The following is a 24,080-nucleotide window of genomic DNA, read 5'->3' on the forward strand; positions in this document are numbered from 1 at the left end:
GATCGATAGGAGATGCCGCACATATATTCCCGGCTATGCCCGTGGTCCTGCATTGGTTCCTGCCCACGACCGGTGACAGCCGGTCCATCGTGGGCGTCGACGATCGCGGCGGACGCAGCACGCACACCGACGGTGCGGCTCTGCGCGAGCCGGACATCGAATACCTGATCGACGTCGCCCGTGCCGCCGAGCGCACCGGATTCACCGGGGTGCTCACCCCGACCGGCACCTGGTGCGAGGACGCCTGGCTGACCACCGCGGCCATCGCCCTCGAGACCAGCACCCTGAAGTTCCTGGTCGCGTTCCGCCCCGGCTCGCTCTCCCCCACCCTGGCCGCCCAGATGGCCGCCACCTTCCAGCGGATCTCCCGCGGCCGGCTGATGCTCAACATCGTCACCGGCAGCGACGCCGCCGAGCAGCAGCGCTTCGGCGACTGGCTGGCCAAGGACGAGCGGTACGCCCGGACCGGCGAATTCCTGACCGTGCTGCGCGGCGCCTGGACCGGGCCGTTCGACTTCAAGGGCGAGCACTTCCACGTCGCCGGAGCCCTCGCGCCGCGCCGGTTCGACGCCCCGCCGATCTACTTCGGCGGCTCGTCGGAGGCCGCGCTGCGGGTCGCCACCGACCACGCCGAGGTCTACCTGACCTGGGGCGAGCCACCCACCGCGGTGGCCGGGAAGATCACCGCGCTGCGCGACCTCGGCTATACCGGACGATTCGGGATCCGGTTGCATGTGATCACCCGGGACACCGCGAAGCAGGCCTGGGCCGAGGCCGACGCCCTGCTCGACGCCCTCACTCCCGATCAGATCGCGGCGGCGCAGGCGTCCTTGCGCCAGGCCGACTCGGTCGGGCAACAGCGGATGCTCGCTCTCCACGGCGGCACCCGCGACGGACTGGAGATCTACCCCAATCTCTGGGCCGGCGTCGGACTCGTCCGACCCGGAGCCGGAACCGCCCTGGTCGGCAGCCACACCGAGGTCGCCGACCGGATCGCCGAGTACCACGACCTCGGCATCGACGAATTCATCCTCTCCGGATACCCGCACCTCGAGGAGGCGTACCACGCCGGTGAGGGCCTGCTGCCCGAACTCCGGCGTCGTGGCCTCCTCGGCTCCTCGACAGGAGAAATCGATAAATGACCACGTTCAGCCGGCGCGATCTGCTGCGTCTCGCCGCCGGTACCGGCGCCGCCGCACTGCTGGCGGCCTGCGCCGGCCCCGGCGGCTCCGACACCACCGACAAGGCCGCCACCGGTAACGGGCTCGCCGGGCCACGCGAGGGCGACATCTCCTTCGCCCACTGGCGGGCCGAGGACAAGGACGTCTTCGAGAAGATCCGGGCCGACTTCACCAAGATCAACGGCAAGATTTCGGTACGGCAGGACATCTCGCCGTCCGCCGACTACCAGAGCACCGCCATCCAGAAGCTGCGCGGCGGCTCGGTCGGCGACGCGTTCACCGCGTTCCGTGGCGCGCAGTTCCTGGACATCGCGAAGGCCGGGGTCTCCGCCGACCTGACCGGACAGGCGCTCCTGCAGAAGTACGAGTCCTCGCTGATCACCGCGGGCTCCGACGGCGGGAAGCAGCTCGGTGTGCCGTACCAGCTGGTCTTCAACACCCCGCTGGCCAACACCGACCTGATCGGTAAGGCCGGGCTCGGTGAGGCCCCGAAGGACTGGCAGGGCTTCCTGGCCCTGGCCGACAAGCTGAAGTCCCAGGGTGTCGCACCGATCGCCTGGCCCGGCGGCGACGCGGCCAACGCCGGACAGCTGCTCAACGTGCTGGTGGTCAACAACGCGCCGACCGACGACGCCCTCGGCAAGATCGAGACGGGTGAGCACAAGGTCACCGACGACTGGTTCCTCACCGTCCTCAAGCAGTACGCCGAACTGCGCCCGTACTTCCAGACAGGTGCGACGGGCACCAGCAGCGACGCCGCGCTCGCCCTGTTCGCCCAGGGTAAGGCGGCTCTGCTGGCCACCGGCTCGTTCCAGGTCGCGGGTGTGCGCAAGCTCGGCGCCACCTTCGGCATCGACCTGCTCGCGCCGATCACCACGACCGCCGACAAGGCGAAGTACGAGGGTGTCCACAACGCCACCTTCATCCTCGGCGTGAACGCCAAGTCCACCAAGCAGGGCGCGGCGCTGGCCTGGCTGGAATACCTGTCCGACCCGGTGGTGGCCGGCGCCTACGCCAACGGCACGGCCCAGCACGTCACGGTCAAGGGTGTCGAGTACACCAACGCCGACCTCAAGGCGCTCGCGCCCTGGCTCACCAGGAAGACCGCCCTCGCCCCGCGTTTCCAGTTCACCAATCTGGACGTGCGCAGTGCCGTGGAGAACGCCACGGTTCAGGTGGCCGGCGGCAAGAGCCCGGAACAGGCCGCCGAAGAGGCGCAGAAGGTCATCGACCAGAAGAAGAAGTAGTGAAGTTCAAACTCTTTCTCTTCGCGGCTCCCGCGCTTGCCCTGTACGGCGGGTTCTTCCTGCTTCCCGCCGTGCAGGGCCTGCGGTACGCCACGACCGACTGGGACGGGTACAGCGCCACGTTCGACGACGTGGGACTGTCCAATCTGACGGCGGTCGTGTCGAATGACGACCTGTTCCGGAACGCCCTCACCAACAATCTGAAGTTCCTGCTCGTGGTGGTACTGGGGCAGACCGCCCTGGCCCTGCTCCTGGCGGTGCTCCTGGCCGTACCGACAAAAGGTTCTCGGTTCTTGAGGGGTCTGTTCTTTCTGCCGACCGTGCTTTCGTCGGTGTCGGTGGCGTTCATCTGGAAGTTCGTCTACGACCCGAATTTCGGGCTGATCAACACCGTTCTCGACACGGTCGGCCTGGGCTCGTGGAAATCGGCGTTCCTCGGCAACGAGGGCACCGCGATCTTCTGGGTCGCGGTCGCGCAGATCTGGTTCCACGCGGGACAGATGATGATCATTTACATCGCCGGGATAAATCAGATCCCCCCGGAGTTGTACGAGGCGGCGACCACCGACGGCGCCGGGCGCTGGCAGCAGTTCCGGCACGTCACCTGGCCGATGGTGGCGCCCGCGACGACGCTGGTGATCGCCTACACCACACTCCAGTCGTTCAAGGCGTTCGACCTGATCCTGGGCCTGGCCGGAAACCCGCCACGGTCCGGCCTGGACGTGCTCGCCACCCGCATCTACACCACGTTCGCGAACTCGCAACTCGGCTACGCCGCCGCCGAGTCGATCGTGTTCATGGCGGCGATCGCGCTGGTCACCTATCTGCAGAACCGAGCCGCGAGGATGGCCCACGCATGAGCCGGCGCCTGATCCTGGCGATCTACACGCTGCTGATCACGGTCCCGATCCTGGTGATCGTGGCCGGCAGCTTCCGGACCACCCGGGATCTGTTCGCCGCGCCGTTCGGGCTGCCCACCGACCCGACGACGGCCAACTACGCCACCGTGCTCGGCGAGCAGGACCTGCTGCGGGTGCTCGGCAACAGCGTCCTGGTGGTGTCGGTGTCGGTGCCGGCGACGCTGCTGCTCGGCAGTCTGACCGCGTTCGCCGTGGCCCGGCTGCCGAAATGGCCGTCCACCCTGCTCTTCGGGGTGTTCGCGCTCGGCCTCGCGGTCCCGGCACAGGCGATCATGATCCCGCAGTACGTCCAGTTCGAGCGGCTCGGCCTGCGGAACAGCCTGACCGGGCTGATCCTGGTCGACGTGGTGGTGACGCTGCCGGTGGCGGTGTTCATCCTGGCCGGGTTCATGCGGACGCTGCCGCCCGAACTCTACGAGGCGGCCGAGATCGACGGCGCCGGGCCGTGGGCCACCTTCCGGCGCATCGCGGTGCCGGTCTCCTACCCGAGTCTGGCCGCCACCGCGATCTTCCTGCTGGTCATGCACTGGAACGACCTGCTGTATCCGCTGCTGTTCATCGACGACCCGGCCAAGCGCACCCTGCCCCTCGCGCTGCTCGACTTCCAGGGCGAATACCTCACCGACTACCCGCTGCTGTTCACCGGCGTCGTGGTGGCGTCGCTGCCGATGATCCTGGCGTACGCGTTCCTCCAGCGGCACTTCGTCGCCGGTATCACGGCCGGCGCAGTCAAGGGTTGACACGCCTCTGAGCTGGGTAAACGCGGACACATGCCGACGGTAACGGTCTTCGCACCGGTTCCCCAGCTCACCGTGACCATCGAGCAGCAGCCCGGCAGCCGCCCGGAACTGCACGTCCACCCCGGCGGGCAGGGCGTCTGGCAGGCCCGGATGTGCGCCGGGCTGGGCGCGTCGGTCACCCTCTGCGCCGCCGTCGGCGGCGAGATCGGCGCGGTCGCCACCGCGGTTCTCCAGAGTGAGAATCTGACGGTACGGACGGTGCAGCGCCACAACGGCACCGGGTGGTACGTGCACGACCGTCGCGACGGTACGCGGGACACCGTGGCCGAGTTCGCCGGTGACCCGCTCGAGCGGCACGACCTGGACGAGCTGTACAGCGCCACCCTGGCCGAGGGGCTACGGGCCGACGTCAGCATCCTCAGCGGGCCGGCCGCCCCCGAGGTGGTGCCGGCCGAGGTGTACCGCCGTCTCGCCGCCGATCTGGGGGCTCATGGCCGTACCGTGATCGCCGATCTGTCCGGTGACCATCTCACCTCCGTCCTCGACGGCGGGGTGGCCTTTCTCAAGGTCAGCCACGAGGAGCTGATCGAGGACGGGCGGGCCGCCGACGACAGTGACAAGGCGCTGGTCGCGGCCGCCCGCGAGCTGCGCGCGGAGGGCGCCGGGTCGGTGCTGATCAGCCGGGCCGACCGGGCCGGGATCGCGCTGCTCGACGGGGAGGCGCTGCTGGTCGAACTGCCGGCGCTGCAGGTCGTCGACCATCGTGGCGCCGGTGACTCGATGACCGCCGGGGTGGCCACGGTCCTGGCCGGTGGTGGTGACCTGCGGGAGGCGGTCCGCACCGGGGCCGCCGCCGGTGCGCTCAACGTCACCCGGCACGGTCTGGGCACCGGGCGTCACGAGGCCATCGTGGAGCTGGCCCGGCGCGTCCGGCTCACCCCGGTGAACAGTGCCTGAAACCTTCGCGTCGCATCGACGATCGCGTCTCGGGGCGTCCTAGGCTGGGCGCTTCGCAGCCGTGTCCGGGAGTCCGTCATCAGCGTCGTCACCGCCCCCAGCCCGGCCCGGACCCCCGCCCCGCCGGTCCCGTCCCGGCTCCGGCTCCTGGTCTGGGTGCTTCCGCCGCTCGTCACCGCGGTTCTCGGTGGATGGCGGTCGACCGGAGCCTCGTTGTGGGCCGACGAACTCGCCACCTGGGGCGTCGTCCGGCTCGACTGGGAGCAGCTGTGGCGGCTCGGCGGGTCGGTCGACGCGGTCGTCACCCCGTACTATGCGGCTTTGAAGGTCTTTGCGGGGTTTGCCGGGACCGGCACGCTCGCTCTGCGTCTCCCCTCACTGATCGCGGTCGTCCTGACCGCCGTGGTGGTCAGCGAGATCGGGCGGCGTGCCGCCGGCGACACGGTCGGACTGCTCGCCGGGCTGCTCTGGGCGGTGCTGCCGGTCGTGTCCCGGTACGGGCAGGAGGCCCGGCCGTACGCCATCGCCGTCTTCTTCGCCTCGCTCGCCCTCCTCGCGCTGATCCGCCTGCTGGACCGGCCGGGAGCCGGGCGGGCCGCGGTCTATGCGGCCGCCGTCGTCACGACCGGGTACTTCCACCCGCTCAGTGCGCTGCTGATGGTGGCCGGGCACGGTCTCGCCGGGGTCCGCGCCTGGCGTCTCTGGCTGCCCGCGGCCGTGGCCGGAGGACTTCCCGCGGCCGCCCTTCTGCTCTATGCCACCGGGCAGACCGCGCAGATCTCGTGGATCAATCCGGTCACCGTGCAGACGCTGCGGCTGCTGCCCGCGCAACTGTTCGTCTCGGCGATCACCGGAGGTGTGGTGCTCGCGCTCGCCATCGTCGGGCTCCGCCGTGATCGGATCGGGTGGGCTCTCGCCGCGGCCGGGTTCGTGCCGCCGGTGCTGCTGCTCGCGGCCGGGACCGTCGCGGAGATCTGGGTGCCCCGGTACGTGCTCGTCGCCCTGCCCGCGCTCGTCGTCCTCGCCGCTCGCGGGGCCGGCTCGCGGACCGGCGCCGTCATCGGCCTCGTCGCCCTGCTCGGGTGGCCCACCCACGTCGACATCCGGGAACCCGCCGGTCACGGCGAGGACTCGGCTCGGATCGCGCAGATCGTTCAACAGCGGTACCGGGCCGGAGACGTCGCCGTGTTCCCCGACGGGCCGTCGAGCATCGGGTGGGCACCTCGGGACATGTGGGCTCGCTACCTGCGCGATCCCCGGCCGGTGGACGTCCTCGCCGTCACCGGGCAGCGGGTCGACGGGCGGTTCCTCGCCACCGAATGCCCGCAGGCCACCTGCCTCGGCACCCCGCCCCGAATCTGGATCATCCGGGTGGATTCGCCGGCTGACCCACTGGCCGACATGTCGGATGCCAAGCGGGCACTGATCGGCGGGTCGTACCGGGTGGTGCAGCGGTGGAGCCATCCGCTCCTCGGGATAACCCTGATGGAGCGCACCCCTTCGCAGCGCTGATCGGGCGGGGCGCTTTCGGTCTCCCCTTCCTTCGTCCGCCGATCGCGCTCGTCGATCTCCTTCTGCGGCTCGCCGCTCGCCTCGCCCCCGATTTCCTTCTGTGCGGCGGTAATCAGGGGCCGGGTGCCGGACACCGACAGAGGTGAGAGGGTGTTCCGGATTCACGGGGAGGCGCGGTGGGCGACGATGCCGCCGATGAGGCACGGTTCGACCGGCTGTGGCGGGAGCATGCGGCCGACGTGTTGGCATATGCGCGACGGCGGGTCGACGGAGAGCAGGCCGACGAGGTCGTCGCTGAGACGTTCGTGATCGCCTGGCGGCGGCTCGGTGACATTCCGGAGTCGGCCCGGCCATGGCTGTTCGGGGTGGCCCGTAAGGTCGCGGCCAACCTGCGTCGCAGCGAGCGGCGCCGGGACGCCTTGCACGATCGGCTCGCCGAGGAGCAGCGGGCAGGCGTTCCCGAGACGGCGGACGGGCTGGCCGGGGCGGCTCTCGACGAGCTTCCACCCGACGATCGTGAGTTGCTCATGCTCCTCGCCTGGGACGGTTTGAGCCGGACCGAGGCGGCGGAGGCGCTCGGGTGTTCCCGGGCGACGTTGGCCGTGCGACTGCATCGGGCCCGGCAACGCCTGAGGGCCGCCATGAAACGCCTCGCCGACTCCTCGTTCGCCGAGACCCGCGCCGACTCCGGTCGCCGGATTCCGGCGGCCCGATCCGCTGAGACCTTTCCCGCCACGGCACCCGGAGGCCCGCGATGAACCGTGACCGCCTGCCATCCACCCTTCTCTCAGCAAACCCGGTGTCAGGCGCCGAGCCAGGCGACGGTGACCGGCTCGCCGCGATCCGGGCCGCCGTCGACACCCGCCGCAGCATGACCGCGGCACCCCTACATGCTCGGGCCGGGCTGCTCCGGACACTCTTCGCCGGTCCCCGCCGCGGGCGGCGGTTGGCCCTGCTGGCCGGGCTGACCGTGGTCGCGGTCAGCGTGCCGCTGGGGCTCGCCGTCGTCGGGCCGGGCATGCACGAACGCGGCGAGGACCGCCTGGTCACCGCGGCGGTCGCCGCCGACGGGACGCTCACCTGCAGCGGCCTCCACGAGGGGTACGCCGAGCCGATCCGGCCCGACCGGTCGAAGGTGCGGCTGTTCCCGACCGTGGTGCCGGCCGGCTGGCAGTTGGTCGACGTCTTCGCCCGCGATTCGACCGGGCCGGCCGCCTGCATCACTCCGTCACTGGTCGCCGGAGAGCTCGACGGTCAGGGCGTGATGCGAGGTGGGGTCTGGGTCAACGGGCCGGTCGACAGGATCTCGTTCGACGAGGACGGCGTCCAGTCGGTCCCGGCACCGGTCCGCGTCGACGACGTCCTCAACGGCCGACCAGCCGTCCGGTACGAGTTCCGCCGGGAGGACACCGTCGACTACTCGTGGATCTGGTCCGACGACCGCGGCAAGCACTGGCAGGCATCGGTCGCCGGTTATCCGCTGGAGCGGGCCCGGGAGCTGATGGCGGCGGTCGGCACCGACGGCAGCCAGGTGGTCTGGACCGCGGCGAGGGCCCCGGGGCTGCGGGTTCTGCATCAGCGGACCGGTCAGCCGTACCCGGCGAAGACCTCCTTCGAGAACTGGTACATCAGGTTCATGGCCGACGGCCGGGAACGCACCATCTCGGTCGAGAGTGACCGGCTGCTCCCGCTGGCCGCGGAGCTCCGGCCCGGTCTCCGGCTCGGCGAGCTCGCCGGGCATCCCGAGATCGACTTCTCCGGCCAGATCTACTACGAGCCACCGCAGGCGGGCACCCGGGCCATCGCCGAGGTGGAGGACGACGCCGACGACGTCCGAGCGATCCTCGCCGGCCTCCGGCAGCTCTCCCCCGACGATCCGCTGCTCGACCGCTATGCACTACGGGAGTGACACGGGGGGCAACGCTCTGACTTTTTCGAGGAGTGATCACCCTCAGCGAGAATCCCGACACCCTCCGGAATCAGGACTCGGAGGAATGCCGTCGTTACTCACCGGAGTCGCGGAACGGGCGATTCGGGAGCGACCAGACTCACAGATTCGCCATCGACAGGAGCCCGAATCCACAGGTTCACCACAGGAAAGTCCGCCAGGCTTCGCCACTCCCCCCGCACCTAGGAGCCGACCCCGTGGAGCCCAGCCGCAGCACCGACGACGTCAGCATCGTCATCCCGACCCACAGCGAGAAGCGCTGGGCGTCGCTCACCAGGACGATCGCCTCCGCCCACGCCCAGACGCATCCGGCCGCCGAGATCGTGGTCGTGGTCGACCACAATCCGGCGATGGCCACAAGGGTGCGGGCCGAGTTCCCGGGCGTCACCGTCCTGGAGAACGCGTATGCCCGGGGTGCCTCCGGCAACCGCAACACGGGCGCCTTCCACACCCGGTCGCCGTTCATCGCGTTCCTCGACGACGACACGGTGGCCAGTCCGAGCTGGCTGGCCGGGCAACTGGCGCCGTTCGCCGATCCGTCGGTGGTCGGCACCGGCGGCGGCATCATCCCGGCCTGGGCGAAGACCAAGCCCACCTGGATGCCCGACGAGCTGCTCTGGGCGGTCGGGGTGTCCTATACCGGGATGCCGACCCGGACCGCCCAGATCCGTAACGTGTGGTCGGCCAACATGATCGTGCGGCGGGACGCGTTTCTCGCGGTCGGTGGTTTCCGTACCGGCTTCGGCAAGCTCGGCGACCAGAACCGGCCCGAGGACACCGAGTTGTGCCTGCGGATGAGTTCGGCTGCGGGCGGCCGGTGGATGTACGTGCCGGACGCCACCATCGACCACGAGGTGCCGGCCGAGCGGTCGACGTTCGGGTTCCTGATGCGGCGCTGCTATGCCGAGGGCCGGGGCAAGGTGCAGATGGCCGGGCTGATGCCGAAGGACCAGGAACTCGGCGCGGAGAAGGACTACCTGCGGCGGACCCTGCCCCGGGCGGTGGCCCGCAACCTGGCCGACGCCGGCACCGGCCGGGGGATGTACCACGCGCTGCGTGCCGCGACGGTGGTCGCCGCGGTGGCCGCGGCCGCCTGGGGCGGTGGCGTCGAGACGCTGGTCGCGGTCTTCGAGAGCACCGCCTCCGACCCCACCGTTTGACGGTCCGGTGGGGCTCCCACCGGACCGGAACAACAGCGAGCCGCGGCGCCGCGTCAGAGCGGCGCCGCGTCAGATCGGCGCGAGGTCAGAGCGCGGGCCGCGTCAGAGTGGCGCGAGGTCAGAGCGGCGCGGGGCCGTCGGCAGCGCGGGTGGGGCGTTCCAGGCGGACCTGCACCCACTTGGAGGTGGGGGTGCCGCTCTCCTCGGCCTGCGAATCGAGCGGCACCAACGGGTTCGTCTCCGGGTAGTAGGCGGCCACGCAGCCCTTCGGGGTGTCGTATTCGACCAGCCGGAAACGTTCGGCCCGGCGCTCGACGCCATCGGACCACTCGGAGACCAGGTCGACCAGGTCGCCGTCGGTGAAACCCAGTTCGGCCAGGTCGGCGGCGCTGATGAAGACCACCCGGCGGCCCGAGGTGATCCCCCGGTACCGGTCGTCGAGGCCGTAGATCGTCGTGTTGAACTGGTCGTGGCTGCGTAGCGTCTGCAACACCAGCCGCCCCTCGGGGACGGTCATCACCTCGAGCGGGCTGACCGTGAAGACGGCCTTGCCCTCGATCGTCGGGAAGGTCCGCGAGTCACGCGGCGGGTGCGGCATGGTGAACCCGCCGCCTCGGATCTTCGCGGCGTAGTCGTCGCAGCCCGGCACGACCCGACCGATCCGTTCCCGGATCTCCTCGTAGTCGGCGGCGAACCCGCCCCACGGGATGTCGTACCGGTCACCGAGTGCGGCGGCCGCGATCCCGCAGACGATGTCGATCTCGGAGCGCAGCAGCGGCCCGACCGGTTCGGAACGCCCGCGGGAGGCGTGCACCGCGGACATCGAGTCCTCCACGGTGATCCGTTGCACCCGGCCGCCGGTCAGGTCCTGCTCGGTACGGCCCAGGGTGGGCAGGATCAACGCGGTACGCCCGGCCTCCACATGGCTGCGGTTGAGTTTGGTGGACACCTGCACGGTCAGCGCGGCGTTCCGCATCGACGCGGCGGTGACCTCGGTGTCGGACATCGCGCCGACGAAGTTGCCGCCGAGGGCGATGAACACCTTCGCCGTACCGTCGCGGAAGGCCCGGACCGTGTCGACCGCGTCGTGCCCGTGCGCGCGGGGCGGCTCGAACCCGAACTCGTCGCGCAACCGGTCCAGGAACAGCGTCGACGGCTTCTCCCAGATGCCCATGCTCCGGTCGCCCTGCACGTTGGAGTGCCCGCGGACCGGGCACAGCCCCGCGCCGGGTTTGCCGATCATGCCCTGGAGCAGGGCGACGTTCACGAATTCCTTGATCGTGGCGACGGCGTTGCGGTGCTGGGTGATACCCATCGCCCAGCAGTGCACGATCCGCTCGGCGCCGGCCAGCATGTCGGCCGCGGCCTCGATCTCGTCCCAGGTCAGCCCGGTGGCGGCGAGCACCTGCGCCCGGTCGATCTCGGCGACGTGCGCGGACCACTCGTCGAACCCGACCGTGGACGTGTCGATGAACTCCTTGTCGGCCACCCCGCGCCGCAGCAGCAGGTGGCCGATCGCCTGCCAGAGGGCCAGGTCGCCGTTGGAGCGGATCCGCAGCAGCCGGTCGGCCAGCGGGGTGCCCCGGCCGGCCAGGCCACGCGGTCGCTGCGGGTTGTCGAAGCGGATCAGCCCGGCCTCCGGCAGCGGGTTGATCGCCAGGATCTTCGCGCCGTCCCGCTTGGCGATCTCCAGGGCGGTGAGCATCCGCGGGTGGTTGGTGCCCGGGTTCTGCCCGGAGACCACGATCAGGTCGGCCTGGTGCAGGTCGTCGAGGGTGACCGAGCCCTTGCCGATGCCGATGGTGCGCATCAGGGCGGTGCCGGTCGACTCGTGGCACATGTTCGAGCAGTCCGGCAGGTTGTTGGTGCCGTAGGCGCGGGCGAGCAGCTGATAGAGGAACGCGGCCTCGTTACTGGCCCGCCCCGAGGTGTAGAAGGCCGCTTCGTCCGGACTGTCCAGCTCATTCAGATGGGAGCCGATGACCTCGAACGCCTCGGCCCAGGAGATCGGCTCGTAGTGGGTGCCACCGTCCCGCCTGATCATCGGGTGGATGAGCCGGCCCTGTTTCTCCAGCCAGTGATCGGTGCGCCCGGCCAGGTCGGCGATCGAGTGCTCGGCGAAGAACAGCGGGCCGACGGTGTCGCGCTGGCCCTCCCAGGAGACCGCCTTCGCCCCGTTCTCGCAGAACTCGGCGGTGTGTCGCCGACCGGCCGGGTCGGGCCAGGCGCAGCTCATGCAGTCGACACCGTCGTGCTGGTTGAGCACGGACAGGTTGCGGGCGGTCTTCTTCACGCCCATCTTGCTCACCGCGTTGGCCAGGCTCAGCCGGACCGCCTCCAGCCCGGCCGCATGATCGGCCGGCGGACCCACCCGCAGGTTGGCCTCTTCGTCATCCACAGCCGGCATCGGACCTCCCGGACTCACCGCCGTACGCCGCATGCAGTCTCTCCCGACGAGCCTGCCCCCGGGCGGGCGGGATCGGCAACCTATGTATGTCGGTCAGTCCGCTCGGTGCTCGCGCAGCTCGGCGAGGACCTCGGGGTCGGGCCAGTCGTCGACGCGGTAGCGGGCCGGGGCGAGCAGCGGCTCCGGGGTCAGGCCGGCGTGCTCTTCGGCGATGTGCCACGGGACGCGGAAGTCGACGCCGCCGTCCGGGTGGGCGAAGGCGATCGAGTCGGCCCGGGGCAGGAGCGCGCTCACGCCGGCCGGCCAGGTGGCGATGGTCTCGGCCGGGCCGCCGCCGGGTGGCTCGACCGCGATCAGCCGGCCGATGTGCGTGTCGACGCCGGCTTTCGCGTACTGACCGGCCAGCCAATCGGTCTGGTTCGAGTACTCGGTGAGGGCGAGGACGGCGTCGGCGCGGCGGGCGACGGCGTGGTGCGGGTGGCCCGGCGGTGGCGTGTACGGCACGCTGCGCCCCTGTGGCCCGGCGACGTAGCCGACCGGTGAGAGGTAGCGGACCGCCTCACCGAAGCTGTGCTCGACGACGGCGTACAGCTGCTCGATCCCGGTCTCCGGCAGGGGCGCCACCAGCAGAGTGTTGTTGTCCGGCGCGAACGCGACGACCGGCCCGCCCATCCGCTCGCCCACCTCGGCCAGCCAGCCGGGCGACAGCAGCAGCGACGTGAAGTAGCCGTCGCCGTCGTCGAGCATGCTGACCGCCGAGCGCCACTCCCGGTCCAGGCTGTCCCGGGCGATCCCGACCAGATTCTCCCGGGCCACGGTGAACACGTCGGCGACGTCGACGCCCCACTCCTCGACCCGGTCCGGCAGGATGTACGCCATCGCGTCCGGGGCGTCGATGACCACCAGCTCGCGCAGGAACGGCATCGCCGGACGGGACAGCGGCGGGCGCATCCCGGCCGGCCCGGCCACCCCGAACGTCACCGGGCGTAGCACCGGGCGCAGCTTCGGCCGTACCGTCTCCCAGCTGTCCTCGGGCATCGGCGTCATCAGCCGCAGCAGTTTCTCCAGCCGTTCCCGGCGTTCCGCCGGGGAGGCGCCGGCCGTCTCGCGGTAGACGTTGGCGAGGTAGAGGTGGGCGGGGCTGTCGGCCCCGGTCCGGTGGATCGCGATGGCGAAGTCGTCCGCCTGGTAGACCGCACGCTCGACACCCGGGGTGCGCCGGGCCACCCGGAGTGCGAGCTGGGCGAACCGGCGACGGGGTGAACCGGCGAACCTGTCCAGCAATCCCATTGGAGGACCCTAACGGACTTCCGGCCCGGCCATCGGCCTGCGGGTGCGGTCCCCACCGGGGTGGTACGAAAACCCGGGGTTACCTCGGCGACCGAAGTAAACTAAGTTCACTTCCGCCCCGCATCCTCCTGTCGAAGGGACCCCGAGATGACGACGAAGCCGCTGACCGCCGCGAGCACCATCGGCGAGTGGCTGGACCACCCGGAGGGCGGCCCGGCCCTGGGCGAGCTGCTCGCCGCCGGTGGTGCGGACCCCTCGATGCTGGCCCCGATCCGCAGCCTGCCCCTGCAGCAGATGGTCGAGCTGAGCCAGGGCAAGATGCCGCAGGCCGTGGTCGACGAGCTGGTCCTGCGGGTCAACGGCGGGGTCGTGCCGGACGCCGCCGAGGAGTCCGGCTGGAAGGAGCAGATCGTCGCCGGCCGGTTCACCGGGCGGACGGTGATCGTCACCGGCGCCGCCTCCGGGATCGGCCGGGCCACCGCGTCCCGCATCGTCCGCGAGGGCGGTCGGGTGATCGGCGTCGACATCACCGACGCCAAGCTGAAGGAGACCGCGGCCGAGCTGGGCGACTCGTTCGTCGCGGTGACCGCCGACATCACCAGCGCCGACGACGTGGCCCGGGTGGTGGCCACCGCCGGTGACCGGATCGACGGGCTGGCCAACGTGGCCGGGGTGGTCGACGACTTCAGCCCGATCCACGAGACCTCGGACGCGGTCTGGGAGAAGGTGTTCGCGGTCAACGTCGACGGGCTCTTCCGGCTGACCCGCGCGGTGGTCCCGGCCATGCTGGCGGCCGGGCGCGGCGCGATCGTCAACATCGCGTCGGAGGCCGGGCTGCGCGGCAACGCGGCCGGGGTCGCCTACACCGCGTCCAAGCACGCGGTCATCGGCATCACCAAGAACGTCGCCTTCATGTACGGCCGGCAGGGCGTCCGGACCAACGCGGTGGCGCCCGGCGGCGTGGCCACCGGGATGGCCCCGACCAGCCAGTCCGAGTTCGGCCGCGAGCGTACCGGCCCGTTCCTGCAGCTCATCCCCGGTGTGGCGCTGGCCGAGCACCTGGCCGCGTCGATCACCTTCCTGCTGAGCGACGACGGCGTGAACCTCAACGGGGTGGTGCTGCCGTCGGACGGTGGCTGGTCGGTCCAGTAGGGCCGGCGAGGGCCTGCTGGAGCAGCGCGCCGTAGTGGGCGATCAGGTCCGCACGGTCGGCCGACACCAGGCCCTCGTCCTCCACCACCCACAGGGCGTAGAGCAGCCCGCCGACCAGAGACGCGGCGATCCGCGCCCGGACGTCCGCGTCCGGGCCGGAGAGCCGGGCCCGCACCGGCTCGACGAAGCTGCGCTCGTGGATGGCCTGCAGACGCATCTTGATCTGGGCCTCGTTGCTGCCCCGGACGAGCGCGAGATAGACCCCGCGGATGTCGTCGTCGGAGAGCAGCACCTCGATAAAACGCTCACCGAACCGCTCCAGCGGGACGTCGAGCAGCGGCTCGTCGTCGATGGTGAACTGCATGGTGTCCAGGAAGAGCAACTCCTTGGTGCCGAAGTGCCGGATCACCAGTGCCGGGTTCGTCACCGCCTGGGCGGCGATGTCCCGAACCGAGGTCCGCGCGAAACCACGCTCCCGGAACAGACTGGCCGCGGCGGCACGAATCTCCGCGCGAGTCGCCTCGCCGCTGCGCCTGACCATGTCCCCGATCGTAGGCCGACGGTCGCCACACCAGTCTCAGGAGGTCCTCCGGATCACGTCCGGGTGACCCCTGGAGGCCAAGCCGGACCCGGTCCGAGTTACTTCCCACGAACCTCGCCCCGCCTTTCGAACGTCGTGCTCAGCTATGCGGGACACAAGCGACGTAACGGAAAGGTCTGACATGCGAAAAACCACTCAAGGACTGATCACCGCCTGCGCCGGCCTGGTGGCCGGAGCCGCGTTCGGGGCCACGCCGGCGCTCGCCGGTCCGGGCTGGTGGCCGCCCGGTCACGTCCTCGGCTACTACAACACGCTGAGCGACTGTGGCGGCTACGCGTCCTCGCTGTCGCTGTGGGATGCCGACTACGACTGCGACTACCAAGCCCAGAGGGTCGGTACGCCATACGTGCTCGTCATCCAGAGACCGGTGCAGATCGTCCAGCCGGCGCAACCGGTGGTGGACTACGAGCCCGCGCCGGTAGCCGAGGAGCCGACCGGTGGCGCTCTCGCCGCCGAGAAGCCGGCCAAGCCGGCCAAGGCGCACAAGGCGAACAAGGCGAACAAGGGGCACAAGGCCCACAAGGCGACCAAGGGCCAGGCCATGTCCGAGGAACCGGCGGTCGCCGAGGAACCGGGAGTCGCCGAGGAACCGGCCTACGACGGCAACCAGTGTGTCAACGTGGCGTCGACCTGTGGCGGCGGCGCCGGCGTGCTGGCCGTGCCGATGTCCGCACCGGTCGGGGTCGTGCCGCTGGGCGGCCCGGTCGTCGTCGGTGGCCCCTACGTCCGTCCGTGGGGCGGGGTCGGCCCGTGGGGCGGATACGGGCACCGCGGCCCGTGGGGCCACGGTCTCGGTCACGGTCACGGTCACGGTCACGGTCACGGCCCCTGGCACTGAGCCGATTCCTGGAGAACCGCGGCGGCCGGGCTTGAAGCCCGGCCGCCTTCGCGTCCCCTCAGCCCCCGGCCATCGCCCCGACCACCAGGAACGGCTCCTCGCCCTGCGCCACCCGGTCCGGCAGCGCCGCGTCCGGCGGCTCGTTGGACAGGTCCTCCTCGCAGGCGAAGAACCGCACCAGTGCCCGCCGCTTGCCGGTCCCCCGGTCCCGCATCGTGCCGACGAGCATCGGGAACTTCGCCTCCACGGCGTCGAGCACATGCCGCTGGGTCACCTCGCCCGGCACCTCCACCCGCACCTCCCCGGTCACGTGGGCCAGGGTGCGCAGGTGCGGCGGGAGGATCACCCGAATCACGGAAGCACCTGCGCTTCCACCGAGCAGATCGGCGGCAGGTCACTGACCAGGGCCTTCCAGGTGTCGCCGCTGTCCGCCGAGCCGTACACCTGACCGGCGCTGGTGCCGAAGTAGACGCCGCACTCGTCGAGCGTGTCCACCGCCATCGCGTCCCGCAGGACGTTCACGTAGCAGTGCTCCTGCGGCAGCCCCACGGTCAGCGGCTCCCACTGTTCACCACCGGTCCGGCTGCGGTAGACCCGCAGCTTCCCGTCCATCACGTAGTGCAGCGAGTCGCTGGTGATCGGCACGACGTAGATCGTCTCCGGCTCATGGGCGTGCACCGCGATCGGGAATCCGAAGTCGGTCGGCAGGTCGCCGCTGATCTCCCGCCAGTTGTCACCGGCGTCGTCGGAGCGCATCACGTCCCAGTGTTTCTGCATGAACAGGGTGTCCGGCCGGGACGGGTGCTGGGCGATCCGGTGCACGCAGTGGCCGACCTCGGCGTCCGGGTCGGGGATGCCGTCGCTGTTCAGGCCCCGATTGATCGGTTTCCAGGTGATCCCGCCGTCGTCGGTACGGAACGCGCCGGCCGCCGAGATCGCGACGAAGATCCGGTCCGGGTCGACCGGATCGAGGATGATCGTGTGCAGGCACATGCCGCCCGCGCCGGGCTGCCACTTCGGGGCCGACGCGTGGGTGCGCAGACCGGTCAGCTCCACCCACTTCTGACCGCCGTCGGTGCTCTTGTAGAGGGCCGCGTCCTCGGCGCCGGCGTAGACCACGTCGAGCTCGGTGCGGGACGGCTCCAGGTGCCAGATCCGCTTGAACTCCCACGGGCGCGGGGTTCCGTCGTACCAGAGATGGTCACCGACCTCGCCGGCGTAGGTGAAGTCGTGGTCGACCTGCTGCCAGGTCGCCCCGCCGTCGTCGGACCGCTGGATCAGCTGGCCGAACCAGCCGCCCGACTGCGACACGTAGATCCGGTCCGGATCGACCGGTGACCCGTTGGCGTGGTAGATCTCCCAGCCGCCGAAGTGCGGCCCGTCGACCTTCCAGTCCTGCCGGGCCGCGTCCGAGGTCAGGATGAACAGTCCCTTACGGGTCCCGACCAACAATCGAACACCGCTCATGTCTCACTCCCCTCGAAGTTCGCCCGGCCGGTCGTCAGCACCGTCTCAGGGGCGCTGACGACCGGCCGGGCTCATAGACGCATCATGCTGTGCCCTGCGTCACTCCGAGGCAGTCTAGGACGAATGTTCGATCGGAAGGGGTCAACCCTGTAGCGCGCGGGCCATTTCGGCCTGCTCGGCGAGCACGTCGTTCATCCGGGCCTGTACGGCGTCCATCTTCCCGATCGTCTCGCTGGTGGTGTGGATGCCGTTGGCGACCGTCTCCGCGCTGGACTGGATCCCGGCGATCTGGTCGGCGACCTTCTGGGTGGCCTCCGCGGTCTCCCGGGCCAGCTCCTTGACCTCGCCGGCGACCACCGCGAAGCCCTTGCCGGACTCACCGGCCCGGGCCGCCTCGATGGTCGCGTTCAGCGCCAGCAGGTTGGTCTGCTCGGCGATCGAGGAAATGATCTTGATGACGTCACCGATCGCCGCCGACGCCTGCCCGAGCGCCGCCACCTCGGCGGTCATCGCCGACGCGCGGGTCACCGCCTGCTCGGCCACCGTGGTCGCGTCGTCGCTGGCGCTGCGCAGCCGCTGCACCGTGTCCAGCAGGTCACGGGCGTTGGCGGCGGCCCGCTCGCTGCCGCGGACCACGTCGAGCCGCTGCGACACCAGCTGCTGAACGTTGCGCAGCGCGGCCGCCCGCGACTCGGACAGGTCGATGTACTCGGTGGTGAAGAAGTCCATGGTGCCGACGACCCTGTCGCCGCTCATGATCGGGAAGCACACGCCCGAACGCACCCCGGCCCGCTGCGCGGCGGGCGCCCGAACACAGTCCGTGACCTCCGCCAGGTCCTTGACGAAGACCAGGTCACGGGCCCGCCAGGCACGGCCGGACAGACCGACGCCCTCGGCGAACTCGGCGGCCAGGGTGACCCGGCGGAACTCGTCACCGGCCGATCCGGACTCCAGGTGGAACTTGAGCACGTTGGCGTCGCCGTCGATCTCCCAGTAGGAGCCGTACGCCCAGCCGAACGCGGTCCGCACCGCGTCCAGGGCGGACTTGATCGTGGTCGCGCTGTCCGACGCCGCGCCGACCCGGGTGACCACCGTGGTGACCGCCTCCCGGTCGGTGGCGACCTGGCGCAGCTCGGCGGCGGCGACCGCGGCCGACCGGGCCTGCTCGGCGACCCGGGCGACGGCCGCGAGCTTCTCCTTACGGGCCGGGTCGGCGTAGATCGGGTTCGGTGAGTAGTACTCGAGGACGGCCAGCACCTCGTTGCCCTTGACCACCGGCAGCATCATCGCGGCGACCATGCCCGCCTTGGCCGCGGTCTGCCAGCGACGGCATCCGGTGGCCCGCTCCGGTTCCTCGTCGAAGACCGCGACACGGCTCTGCAGCGCCCTGGTCACCAGCTCGGGCTCGGTGACGCCGGCGAGCTGCGGCTGGAGCGAGCCGCACTCGTGTAGGCGACGCAGCTTGTTGAGGCCGTCCGGGACCCAGACCGCGCCGTACCCCATCTTGTGGAACCGGACCATGTTCTCCACGGTGATCCGCCAGGCACTGTCCTCGTCCGTCGCGGTGTCGAGGGCCAGGACCAGCTGCTCCAGTGCCTCGACGTCACGCGGGATCGGGCGAGCCGCCTCGACGGTGGCCGCACGTGAACCGAACAACCGCACGCTGTATCTCCTTGGCCGACGCGGAAGAACCGGATACCTCAGATATCGGCCCGCACGCCGGAAGGATGAGCCTCAATTCCAGGGCACCCACGCGGCGTTGACCAGCGGCGTCTGCCGGGCCTCCAACTCGCGCAGCAGGATCCCCTCGCGCAGCCCCCACGGGCAGATGATCAGCGACTCGACACCGAGGCGGCGCATCACCTCGTACGCCACGATCGCGCCGGCCAGGATCTGCCGGGCCCGGTGCGGGGACACCCCCGGCAGGTGCGAACGCTTCGGACTGGGCATCGCGGCCAGCCGCTTGATCCACGGCCGCAGCGCGGAGGCCCGCAGCTCCCGCGGCACGAACGGGCCGAGCCGTAACGGTGCGGCACCGGCCAGCCGGGCCAGCTGCTGGAAGGTCTTGGAGGCGGCCACCGACGTGCGCGGGGCCTCCCAGGAGGTGCGGGCCGCGACCTCGGCGAACTGCTCCCGCACGTGCCGCCGCAGCCGCCGCACCGCCCGGGGCGACGGCGGGTCACCGTCGGTCAGGAACTCCCTGGTCAACCGGCCCGCGCCGAGCGGCAGCGACATCGCCGACTCGGGCAGCCGGTCGCGGCCGAAGGCCACCTCCAGGCAGCCGCCGCCGATGTCGACCATCAGCATCGGACCGGCCTGCCAGCCCAGCCAGCGCCGGGCCGCCAGGAACGTCAGACGGGCGTCCTCGATGCCGGTGAGCGTGCCCAGCCGTACCCCCGTGTGCTCGTGCACCGCCGCGAGGACCGCCTCGCGGTTCGGCGCGTCCCGGACCACCGCGGTGGTGTAGGCGAACATCCGGTTCACCCCGGCCCGGCGGGACTCGTCGACCGCCCCGGCGACCGCGTCGAGCATCCGTTCCAGCGCCTCCGGGCCGATCGTCCCGTCGGCCGGCAGCCGGTGCGCGAGCCGGGGCCGCCGCTCCCAGGTGTGCACCGGCAGCGGCAGCCCGGACGCCGCCTCGGCGACCACCAGGTTCACCGTGTTGGAGCCCACGTCGAGCACGCCGAGCCGCGGCGCCGAGGCGCTCACGGGCGGAACCGGTAACCCATGCCGGGCTCGGTGAGCAGGTGCCGTGGCCGGGCCGGGTCGGCCTCCAGCTTGCGGCGCAGGCGGGCCATGTACTGCCGCAGGTAGTTCGTCTCGGTCCGGTACTGCGGGCCCCACACGTCGTGCAGCAGGTCCCGCTGAGTGATCAGCTTGCCCGGATGCCGCAGCAGGTGCTCCAGCAGCTGCCACTCGGTCGGCGTGAGCCGGACATCGCCGGTGATCGTGTGCTCGGCCAGATTGACCTCCCGGTCGCCCAGGCGCACCACCGGGGCCTCCGCCTCCTCCGGCTGAGAGCGGCGGGTCACCGCCCGGATCCGGGCCAGCAGCTCGTCCACCCCGAACGGTTTCGTCACGTAGTCGTCGGCACCGGCGTCCAGGGCGGTCACCTTGTCGGTGCTGTCGGCCCGGCCGGACAGCACGATGACCGGCACCGAGGTCCAGCCGCGCAGGCCGGCGATCACCTCGGCGCCCTCCATGTCGGGCAGGCCCAGGTCCAGCACGACCAGGTCGGGGTGGTGCTCGGCGGCCGCGCGCAGGGCCGTCGCGCCGTCCGGGGCGGTGTCCACCTCGTACCCCCGGGCCTTGAGGTTGATCCGCAGTGCCCGGACGATCTGCGGCTCGTCGTCGACGACCAGGATGCGGGTCATGCCGGCTTTCCGGCGGGAAGCGTCAGGATCATGGTGAGGCCGCCTCCGGGGGTCTCGTCGGGGATGAGCGTGCCGCCCATCGCCTCGGCCAGGCCACGCGACAGAGCCAGGCCCAGGCCCACGCCGGTGTGGTTGTCGCGGTCACCGAGCCGTTGGAACGGCAGGAACACATCCTCCCACCGATCCGCCGGGATCCCCGGGCCGTGATCGATCACACGCAACTCGACCACCTCGCCGTGACTGTTTCCGGTCACCGTCGGCGGGCGGTCCGGCGGACTGTAGCGAAGCGCGTTGCCGATCACGTTCACCAGCACCCGCTCCAGCAGGCCCGGGTCGGCGTGCACCATCGGCAGGTCGGGCGGGACCCGCACCAGCACCGCACGACCCGACGGGCCGAGGTCGTCCAGAGCCGCCGGTACGACCTCCTCGGCACCCATGTCGACCGCGGCGACACCGAGCGCCCCGGCCTGCAGGCGGCTCATGTCCAGCAGATTCGCCACCAGCCGGGCCAGCCGGTCGAGCGACTCGTCAGCGGTGGCCAGCAGTTCCGCGCGGTCCTCGTCGTCGAATGTCACGTCCGGGCTGCGCAGGCCGGCCACCGACGCCTTCGCGGACGCCAGGGGCGTACGCAGGTCGTGGCTGACCGCGGCGAGCAGCGCGGTCCGCATCCGGTCGGCTTCGGCGAGCACCCTCGCGGTGGCCGCCTCGGCGGCCAGACGTTCCTGCCGCAAGGCGATCGCGGCCTGCGCGGCGAACGCCTCGACCACCCTTCGATCAGAGGCTTCGACGGTACGGCCGAACAGCGCCACTGTCAGATTCTGATCAACCCGGACCGTCGCGTCGGCAGTCTCCGCCCGCGACCCGAGCCGACCCACCTCGGCCACCGTCGTCCCCGACTCCACCAGCGCGACCGTGTCCAGGCCGAACGTCTCCCGCAACCGGTCCAGCAGCGCCGGCAGCGGCCGTTCGCCGCTTAGCACCGCGGTCGCCACCGCCGCCAGCGTGTGCGCCTCGGCCGACGCCCGCTCGGCCTCCCGGGTGGTCCGGGCGGCCGAGTCGACGACCCAGCTCACCGCCACCGCCACCAGCACGAACAGGGCCAGGGCGAGCAGATTGTGGCTCTGCGCGACCGCGAACCGGCCGTACGGCGGGGTGAAGAACCAGTTCAGCAGCAGCGTCCCGACGACCGCGGCGAACACCGCCGGCCGGCGGCCGCCGATCAGCGCCACCCCGACGACGAGCGCCAGGAACAGCAGGATGTCGATGTTCAGCGGCGGCTCCGGCAGCGCCAACAGCACCCCGGTGAGCAGCGGCAGCGCGATCAGCGCCACCACCCACCCGGCGATCCTCCGCCCTTTCGACAGGGCCACGTGCTCAGCCTGACAGACGGACGCTGCTGAGCGTCTGCGGGCCGTCCGAGACGACCCGCAGGATGGTCAGCCCCTCCGCCGGGATCTTGAACGTCTTCGTCTTCGGCACCAGCGTGTACGTCTCGGTCGCCCCGGCCGGCAGCGTCGCCGGGCCGGCCTTGATCGTCCAGAAACTCGCGATCGTCGCGCCGGTGGCCACCGAGAAGTTGGGCCGCACCGGGTCGGCCGAGCTGTTGGTCACCCGCACGGTCAGCTCGGGCAGGTTCTGCCCGGCGACCACCGGGGTGCGGACCTCGAAGTCCAGCGGCTGTGGGGTGGCGACCGCGATCAGGAACAGCGCCACCGCCGGGACGAACAGCGCGGCGGTGACCGCCTTCCGCTTCGGCAGGTCGATCCGGAACGCGTCGGCGAAATCGGCACGGGTCGTCGTCACCAGCGGAACCAGCCACAACGGCATGGTCAGCAGCCAGTAGCCGTCCTGCGACCGGGTCGACACCATGAAGATCGTCCACGGCAGCACCGCCACCGCCGGGCCCAGCGTGCGCTGGTGCAGGGCGAACACCGCCAGCAGGGCAACCAGCAGGGCGATCGTCGCGTGGCCGTACATGTCCAGGGCCGCACTACCGCCGATGATGTAGTGGGTGATGCCCATCAGGCCCTGCCCGTGCGGAACCGCGTGCTGCAGCAACGGCTCGAACACCCCGGTCAGCCAGGCGTGCGGCGACTTCACGATGAACGGCAGGCTGGACAGGGCGAACACCGCCAGCGCGGTACCGCCGTAACGCAGCAGCAGCGTGAACGTACGGGCCAGACCCAGCTCACCCAGACGCAGCATGACCAGGCCCACCACCAGGAACAACGCCAGGAACCAGCCCAGCTGATGGATCGAGCACGCGGCACCCAGCGCGGCGGCGCGCACCAGACCGTACCGGCCCAGCCGCCCGTCCCGCCCGATCTTCGGCCAACCCCACAGAGCCACACACAGGAACGGAAGAGCGATGATCGAGGGGTACGCGTTGTCGGCGTAACCGGCCAGCGTGCCCAGCCCCAGCACACCCAGCGTCGCGATCGGCCGCAACGGGCGCGGGGCCACCCAGAACACGAACACCGCCGTCGCGAACACGGCCAGCCAGGCCACCAGCACGATCCCGGCCATCGACGGGAACAGCCGCTCGAACACCGCCCCGATCTCCACCCCCAGCGGCGGATAGCCGAAGTCGAACACCGTCCGGCCGTCCATCAGCTGCGTCGGCAGCACCGGGTCGATCCCGGGCCACGACGACGTGTACGGGTTGCCGCCCCTGGCCAGCGCCCGCGACGCCGCGTCCATCAGGATGCCCTCGTCGACGGTCAGGTCCTTGGCCCCGGACACCCCGGGCCACGCCGCCACCATCTTGATCACGAGCGCGGTGACCAGCACCCCGACGTCCAGCCGGGCCAGCACCCGATGCCGCGACGCACACAGCGCGATCACCGCCGCCACCAGCATCGCCAGGTACGCGCCGGTCAGCACCAGGGCCAGCCAGGGCCGGCTCATCGCGTTGGCCTGCCAGAACCCGCGGGTCCCGACGACGAGACCCATGACCGCCGCCACCGAGAGCCCCCGGTGCAGCCAGAGGATCAGCTCCGTCGAGGACACCCCCGCCACCCCCGCCGCGCGGGCCGCGCCACCGTCAGCAGCCGCGTCGGCCTCGTCCGCGGCGCGCGCCGCGGCGTCACCGGCGCTTCCGGCCGGCTCCCCATCGCCGGGCTCCACCTTCACCGTCGCCGCCGGCCGGTCGTCACCCACGAGATCCTGAACCACCGGCGCATCCTACAAGCGCCCCGGGCCCACCCCGTTCCCACAACGGCCACCCGAGGGACCGGCGGGGTTCGCACCCGAGATCCCGGCCGCCCGACGGCCCCGAGAACCGGCC

At 71.1% G+C, this 24,080-nt stretch carries 20 protein-coding genes and 1 pseudogene; 11 read left to right on the forward strand and 10 right to left on the reverse strand.

Going from position 1 to position 24,080, the window contains the following annotated elements; genetic code table 11:
• Positions 1 to 35: 35 nt before the first annotated feature.
• From Q0Z83_RS34280 to Q0Z83_RS34320, 9 genes are all read left to right on the forward strand, one after another.
• Entirely contained in the window at positions 36 to 1,142 is a 1,107-nt protein-coding gene (locus Q0Z83_RS34280; protein ID WP_317787388.1) for an LLM class flavin-dependent oxidoreductase, read from the forward strand.
• On the forward strand, positions 1,139 to 2,428 hold the full coding sequence (locus Q0Z83_RS34285; protein WP_317787389.1) for an extracellular solute-binding protein: 1,290 nt from the start codon (positions 1,139 to 1,141) through the stop codon (positions 2,426 to 2,428). The genes Q0Z83_RS34280 and Q0Z83_RS34285 overlap by 4 nt, the downstream gene beginning before the upstream one ends.
• Complete coding sequence (locus Q0Z83_RS34290) at positions 2,428 to 3,288, forward strand: carbohydrate ABC transporter permease (RefSeq protein WP_317787390.1); 861 nt, start codon at positions 2,428 to 2,430, stop codon at positions 3,286 to 3,288. Before Q0Z83_RS34285 ends, Q0Z83_RS34290 begins: the two co-directional genes overlap by 1 nt.
• On the forward strand, positions 3,285 to 4,088 hold the full coding sequence (locus Q0Z83_RS34295; RefSeq protein WP_317787391.1) for a carbohydrate ABC transporter permease: 804 nt from the start codon (positions 3,285 to 3,287) through the stop codon (positions 4,086 to 4,088). The genes Q0Z83_RS34290 and Q0Z83_RS34295 overlap by 4 nt, the downstream gene beginning before the upstream one ends.
• Before the next feature lie 30 nt (positions 4,089 to 4,118).
• Complete coding sequence (locus Q0Z83_RS34300) at positions 4,119 to 5,045, forward strand: 1-phosphofructokinase family hexose kinase (protein ID WP_317787392.1); 927 nt, start codon at positions 4,119 to 4,121, stop codon at positions 5,043 to 5,045.
• Positions 5,046 to 5,201: 156 nt separating this feature from the next.
• Positions 5,202 to 6,557 carry a glycosyltransferase family 39 protein gene (locus Q0Z83_RS34305; protein ID WP_317787393.1) on the forward strand — a complete coding sequence of 452 codons (1,356 nt, stop codon included), beginning with the start codon at positions 5,202 to 5,204 and terminating at the stop codon, positions 6,555 to 6,557.
• 176 nt (positions 6,558 to 6,733) lie between these two features.
• The gene (locus Q0Z83_RS34310) at positions 6,734 to 7,315 is read left to right on the forward strand and encodes an RNA polymerase sigma factor (protein WP_317787394.1); all 582 of its coding nucleotides are present in this window, start codon (positions 6,734 to 6,736) and stop codon (positions 7,313 to 7,315) included.
• Complete coding sequence (locus tag Q0Z83_RS34315; RefSeq protein ID WP_317787395.1) at positions 7,312 to 8,466, forward strand: hypothetical protein; 1,155 nt, start codon at positions 7,312 to 7,314, stop codon at positions 8,464 to 8,466. The genes Q0Z83_RS34310 and Q0Z83_RS34315 overlap by 4 nt, the downstream gene beginning before the upstream one ends.
• 236 nt (positions 8,467 to 8,702) lie before the next feature.
• Entirely contained in the window at positions 8,703 to 9,665 is a 963-nt protein-coding gene (locus Q0Z83_RS34320; protein WP_317787396.1) for a glycosyltransferase family 2 protein, read from the forward strand.
• 118 nt (positions 9,666 to 9,783) lie between these two features.
• Here the strand turns inward: Q0Z83_RS34320 and Q0Z83_RS34325 are convergent, their stop codons facing one another.
• Both Q0Z83_RS34325 and Q0Z83_RS34330 read right to left on the reverse strand, forming a co-directional pair.
• Positions 9,784 to 12,072, reverse strand: a complete 2,289-nt coding sequence (locus tag Q0Z83_RS34325; RefSeq protein WP_317787397.1) for an FdhF/YdeP family oxidoreductase — start codon at positions 12,070 to 12,072, stop codon at positions 9,784 to 9,786.
• Between the two features lie 93 nt (positions 12,073 to 12,165).
• Positions 12,166 to 13,362 carry a hypothetical protein gene (locus tag Q0Z83_RS34330; protein ID WP_317787398.1) on the reverse strand — a complete coding sequence of 399 codons (1,197 nt, stop codon included), beginning with the start codon at positions 13,360 to 13,362 and terminating at the stop codon, positions 12,166 to 12,168.
• Positions 13,363 to 13,509: 147 nt separating this feature from the next.
• Here Q0Z83_RS34330 and Q0Z83_RS34335 point away from each other — a divergent pair, with 147 nt between their 5' ends.
• Positions 13,510 to 14,514, forward strand: a complete 1,005-nt coding sequence (locus tag Q0Z83_RS34335) for an SDR family NAD(P)-dependent oxidoreductase (RefSeq protein ID WP_317787399.1) — start codon at positions 13,510 to 13,512, stop codon at positions 14,512 to 14,514.
• Here the strand turns inward: Q0Z83_RS34335 and Q0Z83_RS34340 are convergent.
• Entirely contained in the window at positions 14,468 to 15,055 is a 588-nt protein-coding gene (locus Q0Z83_RS34340; RefSeq protein ID WP_317787400.1) for a TetR/AcrR family transcriptional regulator, read from the reverse strand. The two genes, Q0Z83_RS34335 and Q0Z83_RS34340, sit on opposite strands and share 47 nt — an antisense overlap.
• A 181-nt stretch (positions 15,056 to 15,236) precedes the next feature.
• On the opposite strand from Q0Z83_RS34340, the gene Q0Z83_RS34345 reads away from it, so the two are divergent.
• Complete coding sequence (locus Q0Z83_RS34345) at positions 15,237 to 15,953, forward strand: hypothetical protein (protein ID WP_317787401.1); 717 nt, start codon at positions 15,237 to 15,239, stop codon at positions 15,951 to 15,953.
• 58 nt (positions 15,954 to 16,011) lie between these two features.
• Here the strand turns inward: Q0Z83_RS34345 and Q0Z83_RS34350 are convergent, their stop codons facing one another.
• The 7 genes and pseudogenes from Q0Z83_RS34350 to Q0Z83_RS34380 all read right to left on the reverse strand — a co-directional run bounded on the left by Q0Z83_RS34350 (position 16,012) and on the right by Q0Z83_RS34380 (position 23,968).
• Positions 16,012 to 16,308 carry a MoaD/ThiS family protein gene (locus Q0Z83_RS34350; protein WP_317787402.1) on the reverse strand — a complete coding sequence of 99 codons (297 nt, stop codon included), beginning with the start codon at positions 16,306 to 16,308 and terminating at the stop codon, positions 16,012 to 16,014.
• Positions 16,305 to 17,420 carry a WD40/YVTN/BNR-like repeat-containing protein gene (locus Q0Z83_RS34355; RefSeq protein ID WP_317787403.1) on the reverse strand — a complete coding sequence of 372 codons (1,116 nt, stop codon included), beginning with the start codon at positions 17,418 to 17,420 and terminating at the stop codon, positions 16,305 to 16,307. The genes Q0Z83_RS34350 and Q0Z83_RS34355 overlap by 4 nt, the downstream gene beginning before the upstream one ends.
• A gap of 141 nt (positions 17,421 to 17,561) precedes the next feature.
• Complete coding sequence (locus Q0Z83_RS34360; protein ID WP_317787404.1) at positions 17,562 to 19,082, reverse strand: methyl-accepting chemotaxis protein; 1,521 nt, start codon at positions 19,080 to 19,082, stop codon at positions 17,562 to 17,564.
• Between the two features lie 72 nt (positions 19,083 to 19,154).
• Positions 19,155 to 20,129: a Ppx/GppA phosphatase family protein gene (locus Q0Z83_RS34365; RefSeq protein ID WP_317787405.1), complete on the reverse strand. Its 975-nt coding sequence runs from the start codon at positions 20,127 to 20,129 to the stop codon at positions 19,155 to 19,157.
• Positions 20,126 to 20,794, reverse strand: a complete 669-nt coding sequence (locus Q0Z83_RS34370; protein ID WP_317787406.1) for a response regulator — start codon at positions 20,792 to 20,794, stop codon at positions 20,126 to 20,128. Before Q0Z83_RS34370 ends, Q0Z83_RS34365 begins: the two co-directional genes overlap by 4 nt.
• A pseudogene (locus tag Q0Z83_RS34375) lies at positions 20,791 to 22,161 on the reverse strand (sensor histidine kinase); the annotation flags it as partial. The gene Q0Z83_RS34370 and the pseudogene Q0Z83_RS34375, both read right to left, overlap by 4 nt.
• Positions 22,162 to 22,168: 7 nt before the next feature.
• Positions 22,169 to 23,968: a hypothetical protein gene (locus Q0Z83_RS34380; RefSeq protein ID WP_317787407.1), complete on the reverse strand. Its 1,800-nt coding sequence runs from the start codon at positions 23,966 to 23,968 to the stop codon at positions 22,169 to 22,171.
• Between the last annotated feature and the right edge of the window lie 112 nt (positions 23,969 to 24,080).

It is taken from the genome of Actinoplanes sichuanensis, assembly GCF_033097365.1.
In the GTDB taxonomy this organism is placed as follows: domain Bacteria; phylum Actinomycetota; class Actinomycetes; order Mycobacteriales; family Micromonosporaceae; genus Actinoplanes; species Actinoplanes sichuanensis.

Bases quoted from the DNA above. Each gene is read 5' to 3' on its own strand.
- Q0Z83_RS34285 (WP_317787389.1), top strand. From the start codon at position 1,139: ATGACCACGTTCAGCCGGCGCGATCTGCTGCGTCTCGCCGCCGGTACC.
- Q0Z83_RS34355 (WP_317787403.1), bottom strand. From the start codon at position 17,420: ATGAGCGGTGTTCGATTGTTGGTCGGGACCCGTAAGGGACTGTTCATC.
- Q0Z83_RS34315 (WP_317787395.1), top strand. From the start codon at position 7,312: ATGAACCGTGACCGCCTGCCATCCACCCTTCTCTCAGCAAACCCGGTG.
- Q0Z83_RS34345 (WP_317787401.1), top strand. From the start codon at position 15,237: ATGCGAAAAACCACTCAAGGACTGATCACCGCCTGCGCCGGCCTGGTG.
- Q0Z83_RS34340 (WP_317787400.1), bottom strand. From the start codon at position 15,055: ATGGTCAGGCGCAGCGGCGAGGCGACTCGCGCGGAGATTCGTGCCGCC.
- Q0Z83_RS34325 (WP_317787397.1), bottom strand. From the start codon at position 12,072: ATGCCGGCTGTGGATGACGAAGAGGCCAACCTGCGGGTGGGTCCGCCG.
- Q0Z83_RS34335 (WP_317787399.1), top strand. From the start codon at position 13,510: ATGACGACGAAGCCGCTGACCGCCGCGAGCACCATCGGCGAGTGGCTG.
- Q0Z83_RS34300 (WP_317787392.1), top strand. From the start codon at position 4,119: ATGCCGACGGTAACGGTCTTCGCACCGGTTCCCCAGCTCACCGTGACC.
- Q0Z83_RS34330 (WP_317787398.1), bottom strand. From the start codon at position 13,362: ATGGGATTGCTGGACAGGTTCGCCGGTTCACCCCGTCGCCGGTTCGCC.
- Q0Z83_RS34280 (WP_317787388.1), top strand. From the start codon at position 36: ATGCCCGTGGTCCTGCATTGGTTCCTGCCCACGACCGGTGACAGCCGG.
- Q0Z83_RS34295 (WP_317787391.1), top strand. From the start codon at position 3,285: ATGAGCCGGCGCCTGATCCTGGCGATCTACACGCTGCTGATCACGGTC.
- Q0Z83_RS34370 (WP_317787406.1), bottom strand. From the start codon at position 20,794: ATGACCCGCATCCTGGTCGTCGACGACGAGCCGCAGATCGTCCGGGCA.